This is a genomic window from Algoriphagus sanaruensis, assembly GCF_001593605.1.
GTDB lineage: Bacteria > Bacteroidota > Bacteroidia > Cytophagales > Cyclobacteriaceae > Algoriphagus > Algoriphagus sanaruensis.
In genome coordinates, this window is the sequence record NZ_CP012836.1 from 713900 (window position 1) to 737120 (window position 23221).

Consider the following 23221-nt stretch of genomic DNA (forward strand, 5'->3'; position numbering starts at 1 on the left):
AGATATAAACTTCAAGTTAACTGAATTGTTTTTGAGCTTCTCAGGTATTCAAATATGCTGATATTCATCAAAAAAAGCGTCATGGAATAAATGGTATCTTCAATTGGAACTGTCCAAATTCGAATACCTAGATTTTCAGCATCGTTATAGATTACTACAGGTTCTTCGGTCATTCCTCCGGTTAAAATCCCATTGCATAGCATCAAGGGAATCAAATGAACCAAGTATGCGAATATAAATCGGCCTAAATATCGGTCTTTGAATATCAGGTAATGAGTAAGAAGAGTAGCCGCTCCAATCAAGAAATTAACTGAAGTGTACCATTTGTCCAGATGAATAATGCCTAATACCAATAAAGCGGGCACCATAATCCACACCACTGGCTTTCCAGCTTTTTGGAAATAATCCTTCGGGAAAAAATAAATTAATACTTCATAGATAAAGACGCAGGCGAACGGGATAATGAAGAAAAACAGGATCTCTTCGATTGGCAAATTCCCAATAAATAAACCGACGATATAGGTGGGGTTAAACTCCCATACACCGATTTTGGTGAACCAAATATCCCAAACGATGAAGAAAAGTGCTGTTCCGAGCATCCCAGGGAAAAGTTTTCCCCATTTACTGGCATAGCGAATCCGATGCTCAAAAGATTGAGCCAGCGGATAGGATAAAGCAAATAAAAGGACACCGAAGTAGAGGTACTTTTCCATCAAAGGATCCCTAGCTTAGTTTCAAAATAAGTGCCTACCAAAAGGGAGAGTTTTTGGGAGTTTGGGATTCGAATTCGTTGTTGAGTGATCACCTCAGCCGGAAGACCTTTGATTTTGTCAAACAATTTTTGGTAGTACAAGTACGCTACTCGAACACCAAGTTTTGCTCCAGCAGGAAGTTGTTCGATTCCAATGAGTGAGTCATCAAAATCTTTTTGAATATCTTCTTCGATGAGTGATTTGGCTGACTTATCAAACTGATTGAAGTCTACACCTGGAAAATAAACCCTTCCTCGTTCCTCAAAATCGCTTTTGATATCTCTGAGGAAGTTCACTTTTTGGAAAGCAGCTCCAAGTTTACAAGCTGGCTCTCTGAGACGCTCGTACATGTCTTGATTCCCTTCACAAAAGACCTTCAAGCACATCAATCCCACTACTTCAGCCGATCCATAGATGTATTCATGGTATTTGGAATCATTGTAGGTTTTGAAGTCCAAATCCATTTCCATACTGTGAAGAAAGGCTTCAATCAAGTCCTGATCAATATGGTATTTATTGACCATCAATTGGAACGCATGAAGTACAGGATTTAGAGAAATGCCAGTTTCGATAGCTTCATAAGTGTCCTTTTTGAAGCGATCTAGCAATGCCTTTTTGTCTTGGTTGTGGAAGGTATCTACGATTTCATCCGCATAGCGGACAAAGCCATAGATAGCATAGATCGGAAGGTGAAATTTCTTATCGAGAGTTTTGATTCCCAACGTAAAGCTGGTGCTGTATCGCTGAGTGATCAGCTTACTGCACTCAAGTGTAGTTTGGTCAAAAAGTTCAACAGCATTCATGGAGTTCGCTTTAGATTACAATTTGTATTCTTGAATTACTTCCTTAGCGACAACTCCTCCTGAAATCAAAGAAGGAGGTACACCAGGACCCGGCACCGTCAACTGACCTGTATAATACAGATTTTTGACCTTTTTGTTTTTAAGGCTAGGCTTCAATATAGCGGTTTGGAATAAGGTATTTGCTAATCCGTAGGCATTTCCTTTAAAGGCATGGTAGTCCGCCTTGAAGTCACTATGTGAATAGGATCGCTTATAAATCACGTGGGAGCGAATTTCTTGTCCCGTAATTTTTTCCAGTCGATCCATGATGATATGGTAATATTTTTCCCTCATTTCTTCTGAATCTTCCAAGTCTGGAGCAAGAGGGATGAGGAGAAATAGATTTTCCATACCCTCTGGAGCCACAGTAGCATCTGTAATAGATGGAACAGAGGCATAAAAGAGGGGTTTTTCGGGCCATCGCGGATTCGTGTAAATGGCATCCGCATGTGGGCCAAGTGGCTCGTCGAAGAATAAGTTGTGGTGACGAAGATTTTTTAATCGCTTGTTGACTCCCAGATAAAATAATAAACTAGAAGGTGCCATCACGCGCTTATCCCAGTAATCCTCTGAATAGTTGCTGTATTCACGGGAAAGAAGTTTTCGGTCTACATGGTGATAGTCTGCACCAGCGATAATAATGTCTGCTTCGATTACTTCCCCAGTAGTCAAATGGAGGCGCTTGGCGGTACCATTTTTTACATCGATATGTTTTACTTCTGCGTTGTATCGGATTTTGACCCCTTTTTCTTCGGCAAGAGATACCATTCCTTGGATGATTTCGTGCATCCCCTTTTTTGGATACCAAGTTCCCAAAGCGATATCGGCATAGTTCATCAAGCTGTAGAGTGCGGGAATATTCTCGGCAGTTTCTCCCAAAAACAAAACCGGAAACTCCATAAGTCGGATGATTTTGTCATGAGAAAAGTACTTGCGCACGTGCTTGGACATGGATTGGAAAATATCCATTCGGATCATGTCCACCAATAATTTCGGGGATGCAAATTCTAAAAGTGAACGACTAGGCTTCTTTACCAAATCGTGAATGCCCACTTCGTATTTGTATTTTGCTTGCGCCAAAAACTTATCCAAATTTTCCCCTGCTCCGGGTTCGATTTGGTCCAGCATGGATTTGAATTCAGTCAAATCAGCCGGAATGTCTAATACATCCTGCTCTCCGTAGATCACAGCATACGAGGGATCCAGTCGGACTAAGTCGTAGTAATCCGCGGGTTTCTTACCAAAGTGTCCAAAATAGTTTTCGAAAACATCCGGCATCCAATACCAACTTGGTCCCATATCAAAAACAAACCCCTGATGTTCGAACTTCCTAGCTCTGCCACCGGGGGATTCATTTTTTTCTAAAATCGTAATAGAGGAATCAGTATGATGTGCCAGATGGGTAGCCGCTGAAAGTCCGGCAAATCCAGACCCTATGACTACTATCTGTTTTTTTGACATCAGATTAGTTTTTATGTCTGTAGACGAATAGATCTTCTTTTAAAAGCTTTCGAGCAATATGGATTCTATTTTTTACAGTTCCTATTGGGATTTGGAGACGATCAGCAATTTCATGGTATTTGAAACCTCTGAAATGCATCATGAAAGGGGTCTTGTATACGTCTTCCAATTTATCGATTGCTTCTTGGATATCATCCATGGCAAAACTGCCATAAGCATCATTTTCGATCAAGCTATCGCTTGAGTTAATATAATGTAGATTATCTGTGGTGTCTACGAAGGTTCCTCTTCTCACCATTTTTTGGTAGTTGGTGATGAAGGTGTTTTTCATGATCGTGTACAACCAGGCCTTCAAGTTGGTCCCTTCCGTGAATTTGTCTCGGTTAGTAAATGCCTTGACCATGGTGTCTTGGAGCAAATCATTTGCATCATCCACATCACGAGTCAATTTCATGGCAAAAGGCTTCAATGAGCTGGAAAGCTTGTTGAGAGAGTAGCTAAATTCTAGAGTCGTCATGGCCTGTATTTTTGTTTAACCAAATCTAGTAATGATTAAACAACGCGCAAATATTTTGTTGAATTTTTTTTAAATCAAATTAAACAAAAATGGATAAGCGGATAAAAATCGATCTTATTTGCTGTCTAGACATGTATTTCTAGCATTCTTGATCTGGTTTTAAACTAGAATCGGGAATTAATTGCTTCTGACTCATCAGTTTATTTGGAGGAAATAAAAAAGGCGCTAAATAATAGCGCCTTTATAGGGGTGGTGATTCAACTTTATTTCTCTTGTGGAATCAATACTATCTCCTCTAAGAATTGTTTAATGTCTCGGATATAATTCATTTGAAAGACATTCGAGGGGAGCTTGATATCTTGGCCAATTACTTGGTATCCGCTAACAATGATTTTTGATTTGGAGAAGCGTTCACTTAAAGCATTGATGTAATCTTGAACATACTCAGAGGCCGGAGAAGTGGTGATTATCGTGACCAAGTATTCCGGTTCATGAATTTTGTATACAGCCAAAAGGTCATCATTGGGGGTACTTTGTCCTAAATAAATGACTCGATGTCCTTTAGATTTGATCAAATAGCTGGCAAAGAGGATGGAGATTTCATGAAGCTCACCTTCGGGAAGGAAGAGCAAAAATTTCTTTCCGCCTTCTTGAGAGGTTTGTTTGTCTATCGCAACAATGAGTTTTTGACGGACAAGATTCGAAATAAAATGTTCTTGGGCTGGATTGATTGCTCCGGTTTGCCAAAGTACTCCGATTTTGGACATGAACGGATAGATAATATTGAGCATGGTTTGCTCAAAGCCCAATTTTTGGATATTCCCGCTTAGAACTTTGTCAAAACGCTCCTCATCCATTTCAATCATAGAAATGGTTAAGGCATGGATTTGGTCGTCGTGGGTGAGGGAGCGATCGGTAAGCTTAACGACTTCTTCTCGAATCTCCTCCATTCGCATGGAGGCGATTTTGCTGATTTTAAATCCATTGTCGTTCAGCAGGGCAACATTTAGAATCAGCTTTAGATCCTCATCGTCGTAATACCTAATGTTGGTATCCGTCCGCTTGGGATTGAGAAGACTGTAGCGTTGTTCCCAGATTCGCAACGTGTGTGCTTTTATTCCGGAAAGTTGTTCCAGGTCTTTTATAGAATAGGTACTCACTTTTCTTCGTGTTTAAAGAACTCCTTGGGTACTACGAACAAACCAAAAGATACTGCATCATCCTTTTTATTTGTCCGGTGATGGGCCTGATGGGCTTTGAAAATTCCTTTGAGGAACGGGTTTTTGGGTCGGTCAAACCATTTCAAACGACGGTGGACCAACACATCATGCAATACAAAATAAAGCATACCATAAAGACTGATTCCAATTCCGGTCCAGAAACGGTAATCTAATTCTTCAACCCCAACCAGAATGAGTACTACCGCTATACCTCCAAATAGGAGTGAAAACAGATCATTGAGTTCAAAGAAAGAAGAGGAAGGCTGATGATGGGTTTTATGTATCATCCAAAGCGGACCATGCATCAGATATTTATGTATAAACCAACCCGAAAACTCCATCAGAGCAAACCCTAGCAATATGTATCCTAAAGCCGAAATCATGTTGTTAATAACCAGATTGGAATCGATTTGTTAACGATAAGTTCATTTGAGTCCAAATTGTTTTAAAAAATGATTTTATTCAAGCGTATCGGTTCAATTCAAAAATAAAGTGAAGTTGAGAATGGTAAAAAACAAAATCATTGCCATCAATAACCAAACCGCGAGCGGATTTTCTTTTTCAAAATTGGCTTTTCGCCAAATGAGGTGGATTAGGAATGAAACTAGAAACCATCCTGCATAATTGCTCATGGGAATTTGGTCCCATTTCCAAGCCCAAAAGTTTAATTCGACCGCTACGGGTTCTATGATGTAGTCGATTGCAGTCATTGCAGAGGCTCCAAGTAGGGCTGCATATACGTCATTTGGAACTTTTCGAAAAACAACCCCTGTCGTGTAGCTTAGCAAAAACCAATTCACACCAATAATGATGGGCACATCCCAAAGCATAGGACCTAATGTGGGGCCGTAGACATAGTCCCCAAAAAGATACCCTGTATGGATGCCGATTAACTCTGCCCCAAATCCTAACCAAAATGCAGCGGCAGCAAAGATTGGAAATGCGTCGTTCCAGCCTCGATGAATAAATAGAATTAGAATTAGCGAAACGAGAAGTTGAACTGGAGTGAGCTGTAAGAACCAATCCTGGTACTCTGGAAGGCTTAACCCAACTAATCCCACTGCATGTAAAATAACAATGATGGATTGGCCAATCACTAATCTGGATATCCTGGGTTCCCCTCTGGAAGGGACTACTTTGTGCATATCGGTTGGAATTAGCAAAGTTTAATTCTGGGATGTCTAACTTTGCGGTCATTAGTATTGTTAACAAAAAAAGCAAATAAATACCAAAAGCAGATGATCCTCTATAATATAACCATCAACGTAACTCCAGATATTGAGCAGGATTTTATATCCTGGATGAAAGCAGTTCATATCCCAGAAGTTTTACAATCCGGGATGTTTGTAGAGCATAAGTTTTACAAACTTCTTCATGAATCAGAAGATGGCTCGATCAATTATTCGATCCAGTTTTTCGCTGAGAGTATGGAAAAAATGATGGAGTATGAACAAAATCATGCACCCGCACTTCGTACCAAAACGCGTGATAGGTATCAAGACCGTGCAGTTTCTTTCCGTTCTCTTTTAGAAACTGTTTAATCGCCATGTCTAAATTCGTCAAGCTTATAACCAGCCTTGCCATTCCTCAATTGATGGGAGGAATAGGGGCTTTTTTCACCCTATCCTCAGTCCAGAGCTGGTACCTGACCATCAATCGTCCAAGCTGGAATCCTCCCAACTGGTTGTTTGGTCCCGTATGGACCTTGCTCTATATCCTGATGGGAATAGCTTCATTTTTGATTTGGAAGAGTGAACATCCCGATCGGAAAAAGTTAATGACCTTGTATTTTGTTCAGCTATTTCTAAACGGCCTTTGGTCTCCGGCTTTTTTTGGTGCTCAAAGTCCATTGTTGGGCTTGGTCATTATTCTTCCACTTTGGATGATGATTTTGGCATGTATCATTCATTTCAAAATGGTTAGTAAATGGGCCTCAATCTTAATGGTTCCCTATTTATTGTGGGTTTCTTTCGCTACAGCACTCAATGCAGCCATTTGGTGGTTGAATTAAAAAAGGCTGATCTCCAGAGAGATCAGCCTATATAATTTGAGTTTCTTGTGTTTTTACTCTTTCACTGATGTAGTCACTTTTGGAGCTTCTTTGGTCCATTGACTTGCATCTAGCTTGCGTGGAGTTGGAAGGATTTCATCCAGAGTGTTTCCATCGTACACTCTTCCATCTTTAACCACATGGGTAATTGTATTCGTGTTGCGGATATTTTCCAACGGATTTTTATCCATGATCACCAAGTCAGCTAGCTTACCTGCTTCGATACTTCCTAATTCTTGATCAAGTCCTAAGGCTTCTGCTCCGATAATCGTAGCGACTTTGAGGGCGTCCATATTGTCCATTCCTCCGCTCGCAACAGACCAAAGCTCCCAGTGATAGCCTAGCCCTTGGAGCTGTCCATGAGACCCAACCCCTGCTAGACCACCTTGCTTGACGATAGCGTTGACACCTTGTGCATGTTTTTGGAATACGTGATCTTCTGGCGCAAACCAACCCCCTAATCCACCTACTCTTCTCCTTGCTTTTTCATTCAGCTCATTATATGGGGTGAATCGATTAAGCTTCGGGTCATGAAGAGGGCTTTCGGTCGTATAATAATAGTTTTCAGCCCAAGGTCCACCATAAGCAACCAGAAGCGTCGGCGTGTAAGCCATCTTGCTTTGGGCGATAGTTTGAGTCACATCGCTGTACAATGGGAATACCGGGATGGAATGTTCATGACCTGGATAGCCGTCAAAAAGCTGCGTCATATTGAGCTTATAGTCTAGGCCTCCTTCTGTGGTAGGCATCAATTTTTGCTCCTTGGCAGCCATGATGACCCACTGGCGATGTTGTCTGTTGCCGACTAGGTACATTTTGATGTACTGCGTATTGTAGTATTTGCTGTACTGCTTCAATACATTTTTGGTCTGCTCCAATGACTTTAGATTATACATCCAATAGCCAACACCTGGTCCGGTAGAGTAGACGCGAGGGCCTGGTACCATTCCTGCTTCCACCATATCGGCATAGGTCAGCACATCGGTAGTTGCAGTTTGTGGGTCACGAGTCGTGGTAACTCCATAAGCCAAGTTTGCAGCATAAATCCAAACCGAGTTTTTATGAAGGCCCCAAGTTGGCCACATGTGGGAGTGTGTATCAATAAATCCAGGAGTAATAGTCTTTCCAGTCGCATCGATCACCTTAGCATTTCCAGCATCTAGCGTTCCTGTTTTTCCTACTGCCTTGATTCGATTATTTTCAATTAGAATATCTCCATTTTCGATTACCTCAGAGCCTTTCATGGTAACTACCCGAGCATTTTTAAGAAGAATGCTGCCCTTTGGAGTATCCTTTGCGAAATAGACTTTGACCTGATGTTCGCTCGGCTTGTAAGACTCTCTTTCTTTCAATTGGGCCTTGAAAAGGCTATCTGCCTTGAATTTTGCTTTGTCTGCTTTAAATAAGGAGTCAATGCGTTTTTTATCTGCCTTAGCGAGTGAATCCGCAAGTTTTACAGCTGCTTCTCCTTGGGCCTTCAGACTTGCAATGCTATCTGCATCTGCCAATAGCTTAGCTTTTTTGGCAGATTTAACTGAGTCTTCAATAAACTCTGCTCGCTCGATATCATAAACCCAATGCCCATTACCTAATGACCAATGAACTTTCTTGCCATTTGCTTCCCAGAAAGGCCATTCTCCTCCGATTTCTGTTAATTGACGGGAAGGGAAATTGCTTGCTGATGGTTCCGCCACATTGATCGATGGGACTTTGCCTGCAGTTGGAATCGTGACGATATAGACGTTATTGTTGACTTGTGCGAGAGCTTTGTTTCCTACAGGAGCCATAAGAATGGTGCTTGCACTGGCAGGCATCATTTGAGGCTCACGGGCACTTGCCCCTTCTGGAAGCATGCAATAGTTCACAGCGTCAGCATTGGAGTAAGGCTTACCCATGATGTATTTGACGTCCGCCAACTCATGGTCATGGCCAGCATGATCTGCATCACTGGCTACTGAGCCAAAGGGTGTAATTCCTGAAATTTTTGCCAACTGTTTTTCGTCGGTGCCATCCCATTTTACACTAAGTAAGGTTCCACCTGGGCCGTTAAGGTATATTCTGCTGGTATCCTGTGTAAAATGTGGATTCCCGTAATTTCCTGCATCCATAATTTTTCGAGCAGGACCACCAGCTGCAGGTATCCAAATCATTTCAGCTTCTGAACCACTGACAAATGGTCCTTCGGCTTCAAATTGAACCCGATTCGGGGCTTTAAAAACCACAATTCGGTTTTTTGGTCCCCAGGATGGGCTGGAATAAAGTGCTGGTTCTGCTGAAATTTTGGTAAGGCTACCATTTCCACTTAAGCTTGCTTTATAGAGACTTCCGCCATTTTTTTCTTCCCAAGTGACAAAGGCAAGCTGCGTTCCATCAGGGCTCCAAGTAGGCATAGCTTCAGTGAAATCATGTTTGGTGACACGCTTTGCCGTGCCGTTTGGATAATCCATCACATACAATCTGTTGAGTGCGGTGAAGGCGAGTTTCTTTCCATCTGGAGAGGGTACAGCATCTCGGATTTGTGTAGCCAGTTTGTGTGTAGTATCTGGAATCTCGTAGTTGAAATACAATCGAGGTCCCATCGCCAAGCTCACCTCAGCTTCAAAAGGAATCTCTGAAGCAGCGCTTCCATCAACTGGGAGCTTCCAAATTTTACCTCCATAAGATGCGATTACATACTTGCTGTCTGGTGTAAATGCCATGGCTGGGAGCACACCTTGAGGAGCAATTGATTCTTGCTCATCGCGCTGTACTGGATAGGCTAGCCAATTCTCGTCTCCGGTCTTCATATTCCGAAGGACAAGTCCTGTCTTTTCTTGCCATCTAGACCCATATACCATCCAATTGCCGTCTTTGCTTAAGGTTGGTGTAAAAGCTGATCCATATCTTGAAGTGATGCTGGTGATTTTCCCTTTGTCAAAGTCGTAAGTCCCGATTTGGTATTGTGGAAGTAAGGCGTTGTAATTCCAAGAACCTGTTCTCCAGGAGAAATACACTTTCTTACCATCTGGACTTACAAATGGGTCGATGGTTTTCATTGAGGATGGGTTTTCATTCAGCTGAATTCCACCTCCACCATCGACATGATACATCCAAAGTTTGGAGATTCTTCTTCCTTTGGACACGACGATGTAGTCTCCATCTGGTGTCCAATGTGCTCCAGGGACGTCCCCTGTTTTATCTTTGGTGACTTGAACCGTGTCTTTTTTCTCGAAATCAATAAACCAAAGGTTATCATTCCCAGCCCGATCCGAGGTGAACAAGATTTTTTTCCCATCTGGAGAATAGCGAGGATGAGTTTCATAAGCTATTCCAGTGGTTAGTGGTGTTGCTTTTCCTCCTTCGATGGGCATCGTATAAATATCCCCCATGAGGTCAAAGGCGATCGTCTTGCCATCTGGACTTACATCCACGCTCATCCAAGTTCCTTCTTGGGTCGTGAATTTCACCTCGCGTTCAGGCTTCAGCGGAAGATCTTTGAACTTGGGGTAATTCAAAGAATCTTTTTTGACACTATCCGCCAAAACAGGGGCAGTGACAAAGTCGGCAAAGAGCGTCTCGGCAGTTTTCGGCATCAAAGCCGCCATACTTACCGAAGCTCCCAAAGCCAACAGGAGTAAAGGTTGGGTTAATTTTTTCATAAACCGTTTTGAATTAGGGGAATGAATCTAGTAGGAAGTATTCTCAATAAAAAAACATTTGGAGTTTGGAAAGAAAATAGATCGAATGCGGACACTTTTGGGTCGTACTGTAGGTAGTATTAAGGCTGTAATTTCAGTTCGCCCTGGATCATCGAGTCTAGCTCCGACATAGCTGGCAGAATAGCTTGGATTCTACTTTGTGCCACATAAGTATTGCTTTTGTGTACTTGAAGAAAGTGGAGGAATTCTGGACTGTGGATGACTTTGGGATCAATAATAAGTCGTTGGATGATTTGGTTTCCGTTACGATTGATTAAAGTCCGTTCAGTCAAGGCCTCCATGAGTTCTTCTTCTTGGGTATTGGTACCCTCGAGTTTGTCTAGAATTTTTTCAGTGCGGGGAATCAAAAACTCATAGAGGTCTTCCATTTTGGTTCGGATGGAATCATTTGAAATTTTGTCAATCCCGCCAGATTTTATGGACCCATAAGGGCCGGAATTGTATTGGAAAAGGACCTCGTATCGGGTGATTTGAAAATACTTGCTGATCGAGTCTAGGTTTTCCATTCCTGTGAGTCGTAGATGGAGCAATTCATTTACAGCATTTTCTTTTTGCTCCAAGCGATCCACCATGGATCCAAAATAGCGCTTGTCTTTTTGGATGGAGTTGGAAAGCTCTCTGAGCATTTTGAGTTCGTAGATGCGTTGCTTCCGATTTTCGTTCCAAGTATTGATTTGTAGGGCAATTAGAATTCCGATAACCACCAAAAAAATTTCCCCAAAAGCATAACCCAAGTATTGAGTCAGTCGATTGGATTCAAGGAGTGATTTACGAATTTTCCGAAAGAGAACGATCATGGAATGGTGCTGATTATTTCTAAGACCTTAACCGGATTTGCTTTATTTTTCAATTTCATTTCTCCGACTTCTTGAAAGGAAAAGTCTCCATGGAGGATTTCTGCAGTTTTGTCTAAGACGAGAATCTGCCCGGCATTTGCTGCGGACTGAAGTCTTGAAGCCACATTGACCACGTCTCCAATTACCGTATAATCCAATCTTTTGAGTGACTTGGACCCGATATTTCCCGACACCATCTCCCCCGAATTGATTCCAATGGATACTTGCGGTTTGAAATGTGATTTTTCTGAAAACTCCGGGATAGCTTCCATTTGGTCACGAATCGAAATTGCTGCTCTGGCAGATCGCTTTTCATGATCTGGACCTTGAAAAACCGCCATCACAGCATCACCGATAAATTTGTCCACACTCCCTTTTTCTTCGATGATTTCTTTGACCATTAAGTCAAAGTATTCATTCAGCAGGGTGACTACTGTGTTTGGATCCTCGTTTTCTGAGATTTTCGTGAACCCGACCAAATCAATGAAAGCGACCGAAGCCTCGATCGTTTCATTTTCCATTAATGCCGATTCGATTTCTTTCCCCCCCATGAAATTCAGGACTGTTTCATCCACATACATTCGGAGGATATTGTTTTCCCGCATGGCTTGAAGTGTTCCCTTGAGCTGCTGGATATAGCCCAAGGTTTTTTCCATCGTGATTTCCAGGTCCTGAAAATCCACAGGCTTGGTCACAAAGTCAAAGGCTCCTAGATTCATCGCTTTTCGGATATTTTCCATATCCCCATAGGCCGAAATAATGATGGTTTTTAGCAATGGATTTTTTTCCTTGGTATTGGCCAAAAGGGTAAGTCCATCCATTACGGGCATATTGATATCACTCAAAATCATATCCGTATCGGGATGTTCTTTTAAGAGATCTAGCGCCTGCTGACCATTTAAGGCAAAGAGCATTTCGTACTCACCGGAGCGGAGCTTTTGTCGGTATTTCTGCCGAAACAAAATCTCCAAATCCTCCTCGTCGTCTACTACTAGAATTTTTGCCATGCCTTACGTTCTTTTTTGGGTAAACAATCCCTCTATTTCGTGCTGAAGTGAAGCAAAATTGACGGGCTTTCTAAAAAAGCCCTTTGCCCCAGACTTGATCGCCAAGTCGTAATTTTCCCGATCACCATACGCGGAAATCATGCTGACTTGGATGTTTGGGTATTTGGATTTGATTTCTTCCAAAAGCTCCAATCCGCTCATGCCAGGCATATTAATGTCTGAAAAAACATAAACGACTTTGGTTGAACCAGAATTTTGAAGCTTTTCTAAAGCTTCTTTACCAGAAAAAGCGAATTCTACTTCGAGTTTTTGGGCCTTGATTTCTTTTCGGAATTTTTGAAGAAAAAGGATTTCCACATCCTGTTCATCATCAACAATCATGATTTTCATAGAAAAATTAGGTTTTGGTAAGAGGGAGTAAAATTTTAAACCGTGTAAAAGTGCCTACTTCAGACTCGATTTCGAGCGAGCCACCATGGGACTTGATGATATCATGAGTGATACTCAACCCCAAGCCTGTGCCTTCCGTTCCTTTTTTGGTGGTGAAAAAAGGCATTAACAATTTGTCTTTGATTTCATCAGGTACGCCAGGTCCGTTGTCTTCCACCTCCAATAGGACCTTATTTTTCAAAGTTTTGGTTCGGAAGATCAATTTAGCCTTGTAATCGCCTCCTTGCGCATTTATTTTGTCCCGCATGGCATCAAAGGCATTTTTGGCCAAGTTGAGAATTACGCGACTGAAGTCTTCTGCATTCAAATTGACCAATGGAAGTGATTCTTCCAGATCAAGTTGAATATCCACATTGATTGGATTTTTGTTGGCGCGCATTCCGTGAAATGCCAGATTACTATATTCCTGGATGATGGGGTTTAAATCGGTTGGTTTGATTTCACCCTTTTCTCCGCGGGAATGCATCAGCATGGATTTTACAATGTTGTCGGCCCGTGATCCATGTTGACGGATTTTGCCCAAGTTGGATTTGACATCCCCAAGTAGATCCAGAATGTTTTCCTTTTCAGAGGAGTTGGGGATTTTTTCCAATTCCTCTTCCATTTCGGTGATAAAATCGCTGCTTAGCTCAGAGAAGTTGTTGATGAAATTAAGAGGGTTTTTAATTTCATGCGCAATCCCTGCAGTCAGCTGTCCAAGGGATGCTAATTTCTCCTGTTGAACGAGTTGTTCCTGGGTAGATCGAAGGTGATCAAGTGCTTGTTGGAGCTCTTCTTTTTGCTTGGTGATTTCGGAGGTTCGCTCTTGAACAAGCTTCTCCAATTCATTTTTCCGCTCTTGAGCAAGGTGTAGTTGCCGTTCTTTTTCTTTGGCAATGAGTTTTTCAAGGTTTCGCTCTTTGATTTCCTTTCGGTGATTGAAACCCATGGTCACAGCCCAGATAAAGGCAAAGATTCCCGCTGCATCGATATAGGTTTCGATCGAATTGTAAAATTCGACGTCATAGAGTTTGACCAAAAACCGCAGCATGGACACCGCAATGATTGGTAAGGGAGCGATCGCTAGGTTTTTGTGTTGCTCGAGTGAAGGCGTATTTACAATCAGGTAGATGATTCCACCTACCAGCAAAAACGAGAAAAACTGATACAAATAAACCGGCGGAGCTCCAGTATTGGTCAGCGCGATGAGCACGACGGATAGGATCATTCCATAGTTCAGATATTTTTTAATCTGCTCAGTGAAATCCTCCGGCTTGGCGCTCTTTTTTAGATAATAAAGAAGAAAGAGGGAAATGAGATTGATAAATGTCATTCGGGTGCTTTTCTTATAGGTTATTTGGGATTGACCAAGATCATTGGTTGAGGATATGTTTAATTTCTGCTTTTAACGCTTCAAAATCGACAGGTTTAGTAAAAAAACCTTTTGCTCCTGAGTCCATGGCTTTTGAATAATTTTCTTTATCGCCATAAGCAGAGATCATACTCACGTGGATTTTTGGAAATCGCCGCTTGATAATCCCAAGCATTTCCAGACCGCTCATTCCGGGCATGTTGATGTCCGAAAACACATAGACCACCTCCGGGGGATTTTCAGATCCCAAAATTTCCAATGCTTCCTGTCCAGAAAAGGCAAAAACAAGCTCTAATCCTTCATTTCGGATTTCTTTTCTGAATTTTTGGCGGAAAAGATCTTCTACATCCCGCTCATCATCTACAATTAAAATCTTCATGGTTAAAAATAGTTGTTTCAATGTTTTGGTAAAGTAATGGTAAATCGAGTCCACTCCCCAAGTTGGGTGGTGATTTCTAATTCACCTTTATGCGCTTTAATGATATCATGGGTAATACTTAAACCCAAACCGGTCCCTTCGGTGCCCTTTTTAGTGGTGAAGAAGGGCATGAGCAATTTGTCCTTAATTTCATCAGGAATTCCAGGTCCATTATCCTCCACAGTGAGAGCAATTGAATTTCCAAGATCAAGGGTGCTGACCTTAAGGATAGGATGGTAGGATGAGCCCTCTTTTTGAAGCTTTTCCCTCATCGCATCAAAGGCATTTTTAGTCAGATTCAAAATTACCCGACTGAAATCTTCCGAATTCATATTGATTTGACCGAGGTCTTTGGATAGCTCCAGTTGGATATCCACATTGATCGGGTTTTTATTGGCCCGCATTCCGTGGAACGATAAATTGACATATTCTTGAACAAGGGCATTGAGATCTGTGGGTTCCATTGCTCCCGAGCTTCCCCGCGAGTGCAGCAGCATAGATTTCACAATACTATCTGCTCGACCTCCATGGTGCTTGATTTTTTCCAGATTGGTTCGGATATCAGCGAGAAGGTCTTGAATGTTTTCTACCTCCTTACTCGGTTCGAGCTTTTGAAGATCTTCCTCTATTTCATCCAAAAACTCCAAGCTTAAGCCTGAGAAATTATTGACAAAGTTCAGGGGGTTTTTGATCTCATGGGCAATGCCTGCCGTGAGTTGACCAAGGGAGGCCAATTTTTCTTGCTGAATCAGTTGCGCTTGGGTTGACTTCAGGTTTTCATGAGCCACTTCCAGCTTGGCATAGGCTTTTTCGATTTCTCTAGCTTGCTTGAGCTCTCGTTCTCTATTTTTTTCCTGCTCTGCTCGGATAGTTCGTTGCCGCTGATAGCGATGGATCGGATAGGCTAGGGATAAGAATAAAATGGAATAGATTCCATAGGCCCACCACGTGCGATACAAGGGAGGAAGGACGGTAAACGAAAAGCTAATGGGCTCCGTCCATTCACCAGCATCTCCTTCACTGGGTCCTATAAATCTTGCCTTGACTTTGAAGGTGTATTCTCCCTCTTGGATGTTTCCAAAACTTGCACTGGTTTTTTTGAGCACTGGGCTCCATTCTTCATCATATCCTTCCAGAATATATTGGTATTCGACCAGAAAGGGTTTGGAGATCTCATTGGTCCCAAAATCAAGATTGATGTGGTTGTGTTTGTAGGGTAAAATCAAGTTTTCTGGGATAGGAAAGAAACCTGAGATACCCTCTATCTCAATACCCTGAAATCTTGATCTGAGTTGCTCTTTTTCTTCCTTACCCAATCCCTTTCCAAAAAAAGTGGTTTCTTCGAATACCTGCTCTTCGGTGGTAGCGCTTGGGTAAAAGGAGGTCCAAGGAATGATCTCTTCGTTGACGCGAAGTTGCCGAAGAAAAAGGTCAGGCTTTTGTTTATTTCGGAGCCTTGCCTGGTAATCAAATCGTACGAGTGCGGTCTTATTACTTCCTGTGCCAGCCCAAAGAATTCCTTGGTTATCTACAAGCATTCCATTTTGTCCGTCAGTGAGATCTTTGACCGGATAGCCTGTATTGGAATTAAAAATTTCCAAGTTTTCCAATTGATTCAATGTACCAGTCTCTGCATTTGGACCATCAAAAATGGCAATACCCAAATTGGTTCCAATAGCCATTTTTTTGCCATCCAATTGTTCGATCTGCAAGATTACATTGTCTGGTAAGCCATCTGAGGTGTTGAAGTTTTCAAATGGATTTTGATCAATGCTGATTTCATCCAAAAGATTCTTTTTCGCTCGCTGAGAAAGGAAACTCAAACCATGCTCGGTACCAATCCACAGGTTGCCCTTTTGATCAAGCTCAATTTGGATAACAGCGTTATCGATCAGTCCTTGCTCGGTCGTGAAGGTAAGTAGTCTTTTTCCGTCGAAGTAATTTAGTCCTCCATCCACCGCCGCAATCCAAACCGAACCGTCGGGTTCAGCTTGCATACTGAGTACCACTGAGCCAGCCAAACCTTTGTCTGGTCCCAAATGCTTAATCTGATTGCCTGCAAGAATATTGACTCCATTTTCAGTACCAAGCCATAGGTTTCCATTGGCATCGTGAATCAAGGAATAGATTTCAGTAGATATGAGGCCATTTTGTGCGGTAAAGTTTGAAAATTCCAACCCATCATATTTACTTAATCCACCCCCAGTCCCAAACCAAATATTTCCCTCATCATCTTCTGTCATTGCGTAAACAACATCGCCAGAAAGACCTTGATTTAGGGAGTACGTGGTGAATTTTTTACCATCGAATCGGCTAACTCCACCCCCTGAAGTCCCAAACCATAAATTGCCCACTTGATCCTGAAGTGTACTTAGGATAATATTTGCGCCTAAACCTTGATTCATGGTAAAGCTAGTGAACGAGTTTCCGTCAAATCGACATACTCCACCCCCATCTGTTCCAAACCATACTTTTCCAGATTGATCAATGCCAATATCCAGCACACTATTCGCAGATAGTCCTTGTTCTCGCGTATAGCTGACGAATTTGCTTCCGTCAAATCGGCTGATCCCGTGCTCGGTTCCAAACCACACTTGGCCCGATTCCTCTACACGAATCGCTCGTACGATATTGTCCGCCAAGCCATCTTTTTGGGTGAAGTTTTCAAAGGATTTTCCATCAAATCGACTCACCCCATTACCGATGGTCCCTATCCAAAGTGCGCCATCTGGAGAAGTTCCAAAGCTTCTGACCCGATTTCCAGCTAGTCCGTCACTTTCAGTAAAAGAGACAAATGAATTTCCATCAAATCGACTCATTCCAGCCCCGTTGGTTCCGAAATAAAGATTTCCATCCAAATCCTGCCCCACAGCCATCACAAAATCATCGGCCAAACCATCCTTGGTGGTGAATTGTGTGAATTCTTTTCCGTCAAATCGCAAAACTCCCCCGCCTCCGGTGGCAAACCAAAGTGCTCCATTCTGATCCTCGGTAATTCCAAAAATCACATCATTTGGAAGCCCATTTTCTAGGGTGTAGTTATAAAATGAATGTCCGTCAAACTTGCTCAAGCCTGTCAGGGTGCCGATCCAAATCGTCCCATTTTGATCTTCCCACAAGCTTCGAATGGTATTTCCGACTAGGCCTTGGGATGTGTTAAAATTGGTAAAGCTATTCCCATCATATCGGCTGATTCCTCCGCCATTGGTTCCAAACCACAAATGGCCCCGACGATCGAGCAAGACCGAATTGACCCCATCTAATGCTAAACCCTGATCGGTCGTAAAGGCCATGAATTGAGAGATTCCTCCTTCACCTAAGAGGAAATTTTCTCCTTCAGAAGAGAGTACCACTTGTTCATTGGGATCTTTTAGAACCAGTAGAGGCTGGCTTTTTGGCGGAGTCAGCTCCAATTGGACACGTTCTCCATTTTCGTCCGTGTAGGAATAGTACTGAGTGCTGCCTTTGGGAATAGGGATAATCCTCGGTTGGGAAAGATTCCCAGTTTCTAGCTCCGAATTTTGAGAGGTTGAAAAAAGTATTTTTTGAGGAGGTTTAATTGGGGTTGTCCCTCCTTGCTCTGGCGAAGGCTCAGATGTGCAGGAAAAAATGAGCAGTATTCCGCCAAAATATCTAAGAATAGGTTTCATAAAATGCTGTCTGGGAAAAAATTTGAAAGGCATAAAAACCTGACCTTTAAAATTTTCAAAAAAGATAGCCAATTCTTACAGGATAAAAAATGCTGTTCCTCCCAAGATTCGGGGAGTTTCTTTAGAAATTATTTTTTTCCCTTGATTAAAAAACTAACCAGTTTTTTAAAAAAAGCCCTTGACTTTCGGGTGTTTTCAAAATGGATAATCTTGACGCTTTTGAAAGGATTTAAAAAGGTAGTAGCCCAAAAACCCTCCGGAAAGTCCTCCCAAATTAGCCGCATGGTCCATGCGATCGAAAAACCCCAAAACAAAAGAAAGCCCAACATAGGCAATTAATATCCAAGGCTTCAAATTAGTGATAGTTAGGGTTTTGGAATCGATCCCATTAAGGAAATAACCAGAAATCAGTCCGAGTACCCAAGGGCTCGCACCTGCCACCCAATACATGGGGTGAACGTATAGGCTTACTAATGCACCGAAGAAAAGGGCAGAAACTGAAAGAAGCATAAATCCCAAAGGCCCTATTTTCTTTTCCATTTCACCCGCGATGTAGCCGAAAATTCCAAGGTTTAAGAGACCAAGAAATGGCCCAGTTGACAAAAGCCCATAGCTAAACAGTCGATACCAATCTCCATGATTCACCTCTACTCTCCTCAGCGCCCCCCAGTCTCCCAAGAACGGGTGATCCAAATATCCTCCAAGAACCCCCGAGCAGGCCATTAAAAATGTTAGAATGGCTAAAATCCATAGAAATGCAGTAGAAACTGGTCCATTTTTCCAAAACGAAAATTTATCCCAAACTTCATCTTGCCAAGACCGATATCGGGAGCGGAGTTGGGGATAATTTTCAAGAAATCCCTTTCGGGGTTTTCCATAATGTAAGATCAAGAGGAAAATTGCCGTACCAATCAGCCAGGTCAGAAAAATCCAGAGAGCTTTGTCTTTCACTCGATCAGCAAATGGTTCCATTACGGCCTCCAGAATGATAAATTGGTTTTCCGAATTAACATTGATCCGGTTGGCAATGGCTTGATTATAAAGGAAAAAATCCTCTGATTTTGGGACATTTTTGAAATATAAAGCCTGCTTAAAATCCCAATTTTCCATTTTCTTCAGACACTGCTCCTTGAAGGCTTCAAAGTACTTTTCCTTCTCTTCGTCCGATTTCCGATTAGACATGCTGTCCTTAAACTTGACGCCATACCAAACTTGAGGCGCCTCTGGAAGCATTTCATAGGTAGTATTGAGAAATGGACTTGCAAAAAGTAGTTCAAAATGAAGGGTGCTGTTATACTTCCCAGAGGTGTACCATTTCGAATTCATAGCGCCCCAGTTCTGAGGGATTTCATAGGAATCAATGGTGTAAAAGTTTGCTTTTGGCTCCAAAGTCAGGTGTGAGGGAAATTCCAACTCGACAAGTTTTCCAAACCGCTGCTCCACGTACCCTCCCGTCAGCAATAGCATAATCCAGCCAGTAAATAGTGAAACCATGGTCAGTCCATCCTGAGCACGGTCCTGATTTCGTTTGAATTGAATCCCATTGATCCGATGTCGGTAGTAAAATATATACACAACTCCAACCAACAAAAGGGGCACAGCCCAATTCCAAGCCCCTTCCATAAACTGGAAAGTCAAGTTGGGATTCAGGGGTAGGAGTGTAAAATACCGAAGGACTCCGAAAATGGGGACTAATGCCAAAGTCATGGCCAAATGAGCCGGAAAAAGAATGCGAAGCTTGATTAAATCTTTCAATGGGAGCCGGAAAATCAGATTTGAAGATATTCTTTTGAAGCAAAAAAGCCGACCTCAAGGATGAAGTCGGCTTAACTTTTTTTCAAGTTGGGATTATTGGCCTACCAAGAAAATAGCATTGCTCAATACCAATTTGCCACTTTCCCAGAATCCACGGAATATTGGGTTATCTACGAAATAGACGATTTGGCCTCTTCCTTGGCGTTCGGCTCCGATCACCATGGATTGTCCCATCTTAGATTTGATTTTATAACCAATGTAGCCTGTTCTATAGGAATCGTTTCCTGCGATGATCCCGGCATTGACGCCTCCAGTCAAATATGCAAATCGGTTGGAGTTGTTTTTTAAGGTATAAAACTTCCCTCCGGTGCCATAACCTAATGGGTGAGTTTGATCCATTTTGACTTCGTAAATCGCTCCGGCAGTTCCTCCAGAAATGTCTAAGCGCTCACCTTCGGTATAAGGTTCTAGGCGTTCGTCCTTAGCAATTTCTTGAGCAGCTTTATCGGCAGCTTTTTTCTCCTCATCAGAGTCGTAAGTTTTCAAGGCAAAACCTTCCTTGTTGGCAAAGAGATTGACCGATCCGTCGATGGCAATTAGCTTGCCTCCTGCTTTCACCCAATCCAATAATTTGCCTTGGGCGGCACCGTTGATTGCAGCGCCAAATGCTGAAGGAAGAATAATGACATCGTACTTGCTCAAATCATATCCACCAAGGTTGCTGGCTTCCAAGTTGGCCAGAGGATAATCCAAATCTTTTTCCATGAAGTGCCAAATCTCTCCAAAGTTCAATGAGGATGTGCCTTGACCGCCTACAAGGGCCACTTTTGGAGCTTGGATAGTTCGGATATTTGGCGAGCCAAAATCCTTTCCTTTATCCATGTATCCTGTCTGTGTCGTGGCTAGTGTGATTCCAAATCGATTAGCAGTTTCCGTCACCTTTTGATCAAATTGTCCTACATATTCGTTGCCGCCTTTGGTGATGATCAATGTCCCTGCAGGGAAGCTTTTTCCCTCTACCTCAAATGGATATTCGGCATATTTGACACGGATTTTCTGGTTTAAAAGCGCTGCTAAAAATGCCGCGTCTCGAGTCCCTTGCCATTGCGCTAAGTAAGCTACTGGAGTTTTACCGATTGTATTTGGGGTAAAGCCGGGCTTTTGGTAACTGGCTACAGGATCCAATCGTGTTTCCAAAGCAAAGGCCTTTAGTCCATACGCAAAAGGCATCGACCAGCTCGTGATATCGTATGTGATTGAATCGTTCAATACTGGGTTGGGCTCAAATAGCACCTGAGCCAACACAGACTTAGGTTGGTATGCACTTACGACAATGTCCTGATCGGAAGTTGAGAAGGTCACTCCCGCTTTGCCACTTTGATATTCATAGCCTTTTAGGCCTGTTTTTGCACCTGCTTTTCCGTATTGAATGCCATTTTTGTCCAAAAGCTCCAACAGTTTCTGAAGCTGAACTGGGTTGTTTTCACCCTTAATGACAAAACTTTTAAATTTCCCCTTAGGCGAGGTCTGGTTTGTTTTGAAGTAGTTGGCATACTCATCCAAAAGCCTTTTTGAATTTTGGCTGGTGACTTCTGCTGCAGACATAGCTGCAGTATAATGCCCTGCAATACGGCTGCTCAAGGTGACAGTATCTCCCACCGAATTGTAACCTCCCACACCTGCACGGCCTCCGCCACCTTGCTCAATGGTCATTCCAATCGCGCCATTGTACATGGGATAGGTATCCCCATAGGATGGATATAGCAAGTCAAATCGTTCTTTGGTGAAATAAAACCGACCCATTTCATCAAAATACTTGGCTGTATTTCTTCCAAAAATATCCTGAAACTCATGTTGAAATGGAGTTAATAATTCATGAAGTGGCTCAGCAGCAGGGGCCATGTAAAAAGGATTGTCAATGCCTTGCTCATGGAAATCCAAATGAAGTTGTGGCATCCATTGCTGATAGATTTTCAGTCGCTGCTGAGATTCGACCTGCACCTGCCAAGCCCAGTCTCTATTTAAGTCAAATAGGTAATGGTTAGCTCTGCCACCCGGCCAAGGCTCATTGTGTTCGACTGATTGCAAGTCAGGTTGTAGTCGGGTATTCATTTTTTGATTGTACCACATCGCATATCGGTCCCGTCCATCAGGATTGATGCAAGGATCGATGATGATGACTTGATTTTTGAGCCAGTCCTGAGATTTAGCATTCGCAGGATTTGCCAAGGTAAAAAAGGATGAAATGGCCGCTTCCATTCCCACAGATTCGTTTCCGTGCACATTGAAAGACATCCAGTTGATTGGAATAGAAGTACTAGGAGTTCCTTCCATCAAGCCTGCTCGCTTGAGGTTATCTGTACGGATTTGCTCCAAATTGGCCATGTTCTCAGGACTAGAAAGAATCGCGATGAATAGAGGGCGCTTTTCATTGGTTTCTCCGTATTGAATGAGCTTGATGTTTGGATTTTGAGAAGCTACATATTCAAAATAATCCACCATTCGGTGATGTGGAGTAAATCGGTCTCCAGGCTTATAGCCAAGAAATTGCTCTGGGGTTTTGAGCTGTGCCAATGCCCCAAAAAGTATGGAAAGCACCAGCGATAAGGTCAATACACTCTTTTTCATATAGAAAATATTGTTTCAGGCGGGAAGTTAATGCCTTTTATTGGGATGGAAATTACCAATTAGGGAAAAGTAATTGGTCGATTTAGACGAGAGATTTACAGTCACTAAAACAGCAAAAGACTGCCCCTGAAGGAAGCAGTCTTTTCCAGAAAAATTTGTCTATCTCTTAAACTGCTTTGGCAGTTACTTCAATATTTCCTCGAGTTGCCTTAGAATAAGGGCATACTTGGTGAGCTGCATCTACTAATTGTTGAGCATGCTCAAGCGAATCTGCATGAGGGATCTTTACTTCGATATCCACGGCAAGTCCAAAGCTGTCTGGGCCGTAATGTCCCAAATGAACTTTAGCTTTGATTTCGGAGTCACGAAGACTGGTTTTGCCAGCTACTGCTGCCAAAGCTCCTCCAAAGCAAGCAGCATATCCAGCAGCAAAGAGTTGCTCAGGGTTGGTTTTTCCTCCTTCTCCGCCGATTTCTTTCGGCATTGCCACGTCAAAATCTAGCATTCCGTCATCAGTTCTGACATGACCTTTTCTTCCTCCGGTATTGACTGCCACGGCAGTGTAGTCTACAATCAGTTTTTCCAT

General features: G+C 42.5%; 19 protein-coding genes. 2 read left to right on the forward strand and 17 right to left on the reverse strand.

The genetic code is table 11. The annotated features are described in order from the left end of the window. Positions 1–11: 11 nt before the first annotated feature. From AO498_RS03145 to AO498_RS03175, 7 genes are all read right to left on the reverse strand, one after another. Positions 12–713 carry a lycopene cyclase domain-containing protein gene (locus AO498_RS03145; RefSeq protein ID WP_067543675.1) on the reverse strand — a complete coding sequence of 234 codons (702 nt, stop codon included), beginning with the start codon at positions 711–713 and terminating at the stop codon, positions 12–14. Beyond that, the gene (locus AO498_RS03150) at positions 713–1555 is read right to left on the reverse strand and encodes a phytoene/squalene synthase family protein (protein WP_067543677.1); all 843 of its coding nucleotides are present in this window, start codon (positions 1553–1555) and stop codon (positions 713–715) included. The genes AO498_RS03145 and AO498_RS03150 overlap by 1 nt, the downstream gene beginning before the upstream one ends. Positions 1556–1570: 15 nt before the next feature. Next, positions 1571–3055 carry a phytoene desaturase family protein gene (locus AO498_RS03155; RefSeq protein ID WP_067543679.1) on the reverse strand — a complete coding sequence of 495 codons (1485 nt, stop codon included), beginning with the start codon at positions 3053–3055 and terminating at the stop codon, positions 1571–1573. Positions 3056–3059: 4 nt separating this feature from the next. Continuing rightward, positions 3060–3572, reverse strand: coding sequence for an RNA polymerase sigma factor (locus AO498_RS03160; RefSeq protein ID WP_067543681.1), 513 nt, complete (start codon positions 3570–3572; stop codon positions 3060–3062). 263 nt (positions 3573–3835) lie between these two features. Then, positions 3836–4732, reverse strand: coding sequence for a MerR family transcriptional regulator (locus AO498_RS03165; protein ID WP_067543683.1), 897 nt, complete (start codon positions 4730–4732; stop codon positions 3836–3838). Beyond that, positions 4729–5175, reverse strand: a complete 447-nt coding sequence (locus AO498_RS03170) for a sterol desaturase family protein (RefSeq protein ID WP_067543687.1) — start codon at positions 5173–5175, stop codon at positions 4729–4731. The genes AO498_RS03165 and AO498_RS03170 overlap by 4 nt, the downstream gene beginning before the upstream one ends. Positions 5176–5268: 93 nt before the next feature. Next, the gene (locus AO498_RS03175; protein ID WP_067543689.1) at positions 5269–5937 is read right to left on the reverse strand and encodes a carotenoid biosynthesis protein; all 669 of its coding nucleotides are present in this window, start codon (positions 5935–5937) and stop codon (positions 5269–5271) included. Positions 5938–6030: 93 nt separating this feature from the next. Between AO498_RS03175 and AO498_RS03180 the strand changes: the two genes are divergently transcribed. Together AO498_RS03180 and AO498_RS03185 are read left to right on the forward strand one after the other, a co-directional pair. Beyond that, positions 6031–6333 (forward strand): DUF4286 family protein, encoded by a 303-nt coding sequence (locus AO498_RS03180; RefSeq protein ID WP_067550213.1) that lies wholly within the window; start codon positions 6031–6033, stop codon positions 6331–6333. A 5-nt stretch (positions 6334–6338) separates the two neighbouring features. After that, entirely contained in the window at positions 6339–6803 is a 465-nt protein-coding gene (locus tag AO498_RS03185; protein WP_067543691.1) for a TspO/MBR family protein, read from the forward strand. A 53-nt stretch (positions 6804–6856) separates the two neighbouring features. Here AO498_RS03185 and AO498_RS03190 read toward each other — a convergent pair whose 3' ends face one another. From AO498_RS03190 to AO498_RS03235, 10 genes are all read right to left on the reverse strand, one after another. Then, entirely contained in the window at positions 6857–10480 is a 3624-nt protein-coding gene (locus AO498_RS03190) for an amidohydrolase family protein (RefSeq protein ID WP_067543693.1), read from the reverse strand. A 119-nt stretch (positions 10481–10599) separates the two neighbouring features. Continuing rightward, entirely contained in the window at positions 10600–11337 is a 738-nt protein-coding gene (locus AO498_RS03195) for a DUF6090 family protein (RefSeq protein ID WP_067543695.1), read from the reverse strand. Continuing rightward, the gene (locus AO498_RS03200) at positions 11334–12383 is read right to left on the reverse strand and encodes an adenylate/guanylate cyclase domain-containing protein (protein WP_067543697.1); all 1050 of its coding nucleotides are present in this window, start codon (positions 12381–12383) and stop codon (positions 11334–11336) included. The genes AO498_RS03195 and AO498_RS03200 overlap by 4 nt, the downstream gene beginning before the upstream one ends. Before the next feature lie 3 nt (positions 12384–12386). Continuing rightward, positions 12387–12773: a response regulator transcription factor gene (locus AO498_RS03205; protein ID WP_067543699.1), complete on the reverse strand. Its 387-nt coding sequence runs from the start codon at positions 12771–12773 to the stop codon at positions 12387–12389. A 7-nt stretch (positions 12774–12780) separates the two neighbouring features. Continuing rightward, entirely contained in the window at positions 12781–14145 is a 1365-nt protein-coding gene (locus tag AO498_RS03210; protein WP_067543701.1) for a sensor histidine kinase, read from the reverse strand. A gap of 40 nt (positions 14146–14185) precedes the next feature. After that, entirely contained in the window at positions 14186–14563 is a 378-nt protein-coding gene (locus tag AO498_RS03215; RefSeq protein WP_067543703.1) for a response regulator, read from the reverse strand. A gap of 17 nt (positions 14564–14580) precedes the next feature. Next, on the reverse strand, positions 14581–18252 hold the full coding sequence (locus AO498_RS03220; RefSeq protein WP_192842566.1) for a sensor histidine kinase: 3672 nt from the start codon (positions 18250–18252) through the stop codon (positions 14581–14583). 195 nt (positions 18253–18447) lie between these two features. Then, the gene (locus AO498_RS03225; RefSeq protein ID WP_067543708.1) at positions 18448–20007 is read right to left on the reverse strand and encodes a rhomboid family intramembrane serine protease; all 1560 of its coding nucleotides are present in this window, start codon (positions 20005–20007) and stop codon (positions 18448–18450) included. A gap of 93 nt (positions 20008–20100) precedes the next feature. Continuing rightward, positions 20101–22635 carry a M14 family metallopeptidase gene (locus AO498_RS03230; RefSeq protein WP_067543710.1) on the reverse strand — a complete coding sequence of 845 codons (2535 nt, stop codon included), beginning with the start codon at positions 22633–22635 and terminating at the stop codon, positions 20101–20103. Positions 22636–22801: 166 nt separating this feature from the next. After that, positions 22802–23221 (reverse strand): organic hydroperoxide resistance protein, encoded by a 420-nt coding sequence (locus AO498_RS03235; RefSeq protein WP_067543712.1) that lies wholly within the window; start codon positions 23219–23221, stop codon positions 22802–22804.

Bases quoted from the DNA above. Each gene is read 5' to 3' on its own strand.
- AO498_RS03145 (WP_067543675.1), bottom strand. From the start codon at position 713: ATGGAAAAGTACCTCTACTTCGGTGTCCTTTTATTTGCTTTATCCTAT.
- AO498_RS03150 (WP_067543677.1), bottom strand. From the start codon at position 1,555: ATGAATGCTGTTGAACTTTTTGACCAAACTACACTTGAGTGCAGTAAG.
- AO498_RS03155 (WP_067543679.1), bottom strand. From the start codon at position 3,055: ATGTCAAAAAAACAGATAGTAGTCATAGGGTCTGGATTTGCCGGACTT.
- AO498_RS03160 (WP_067543681.1), bottom strand. From the start codon at position 3,572: ATGACGACTCTAGAATTTAGCTACTCTCTCAACAAGCTTTCCAGCTCA.
- AO498_RS03170 (WP_067543687.1), bottom strand. From the start codon at position 5,175: ATGATTTCGGCTTTAGGATACATATTGCTAGGGTTTGCTCTGATGGAG.
- AO498_RS03175 (WP_067543689.1), bottom strand. From the start codon at position 5,937: ATGCACAAAGTAGTCCCTTCCAGAGGGGAACCCAGGATATCCAGATTA.
- AO498_RS03180 (WP_067550213.1), top strand. From the start codon at position 6,031: ATGATCCTCTATAATATAACCATCAACGTAACTCCAGATATTGAGCAG.
- AO498_RS03185 (WP_067543691.1), top strand. From the start codon at position 6,339: ATGTCTAAATTCGTCAAGCTTATAACCAGCCTTGCCATTCCTCAATTG.
- AO498_RS03190 (WP_067543693.1), bottom strand. From the start codon at position 10,480: ATGAAAAAATTAACCCAACCTTTACTCCTGTTGGCTTTGGGAGCTTCG.
- AO498_RS03195 (WP_067543695.1), bottom strand. From the start codon at position 11,337: ATGATCGTTCTCTTTCGGAAAATTCGTAAATCACTCCTTGAATCCAAT.
- AO498_RS03200 (WP_067543697.1), bottom strand. From the start codon at position 12,383: ATGGCAAAAATTCTAGTAGTAGACGACGAGGAGGATTTGGAGATTTTG.
- AO498_RS03205 (WP_067543699.1), bottom strand. From the start codon at position 12,773: ATGAAAATCATGATTGTTGATGATGAACAGGATGTGGAAATCCTTTTT.
- AO498_RS03210 (WP_067543701.1), bottom strand. From the start codon at position 14,145: ATGACATTTATCAATCTCATTTCCCTCTTTCTTCTTTATTATCTAAAA.
- AO498_RS03215 (WP_067543703.1), bottom strand. From the start codon at position 14,563: ATGAAGATTTTAATTGTAGATGATGAGCGGGATGTAGAAGATCTTTTC.
- AO498_RS03220 (WP_192842566.1), bottom strand. From the start codon at position 18,252: ATGAAACCTATTCTTAGATATTTTGGCGGAATACTGCTCATTTTTTCC.
- AO498_RS03230 (WP_067543710.1), bottom strand. From the start codon at position 22,635: ATGAAAAAGAGTGTATTGACCTTATCGCTGGTGCTTTCCATACTTTTT.
- AO498_RS03235 (WP_067543712.1), bottom strand. From the start codon at position 23,221: ATGGAAAAACTGATTGTAGACTACACTGCCGTGGCAGTCAATACCGGA.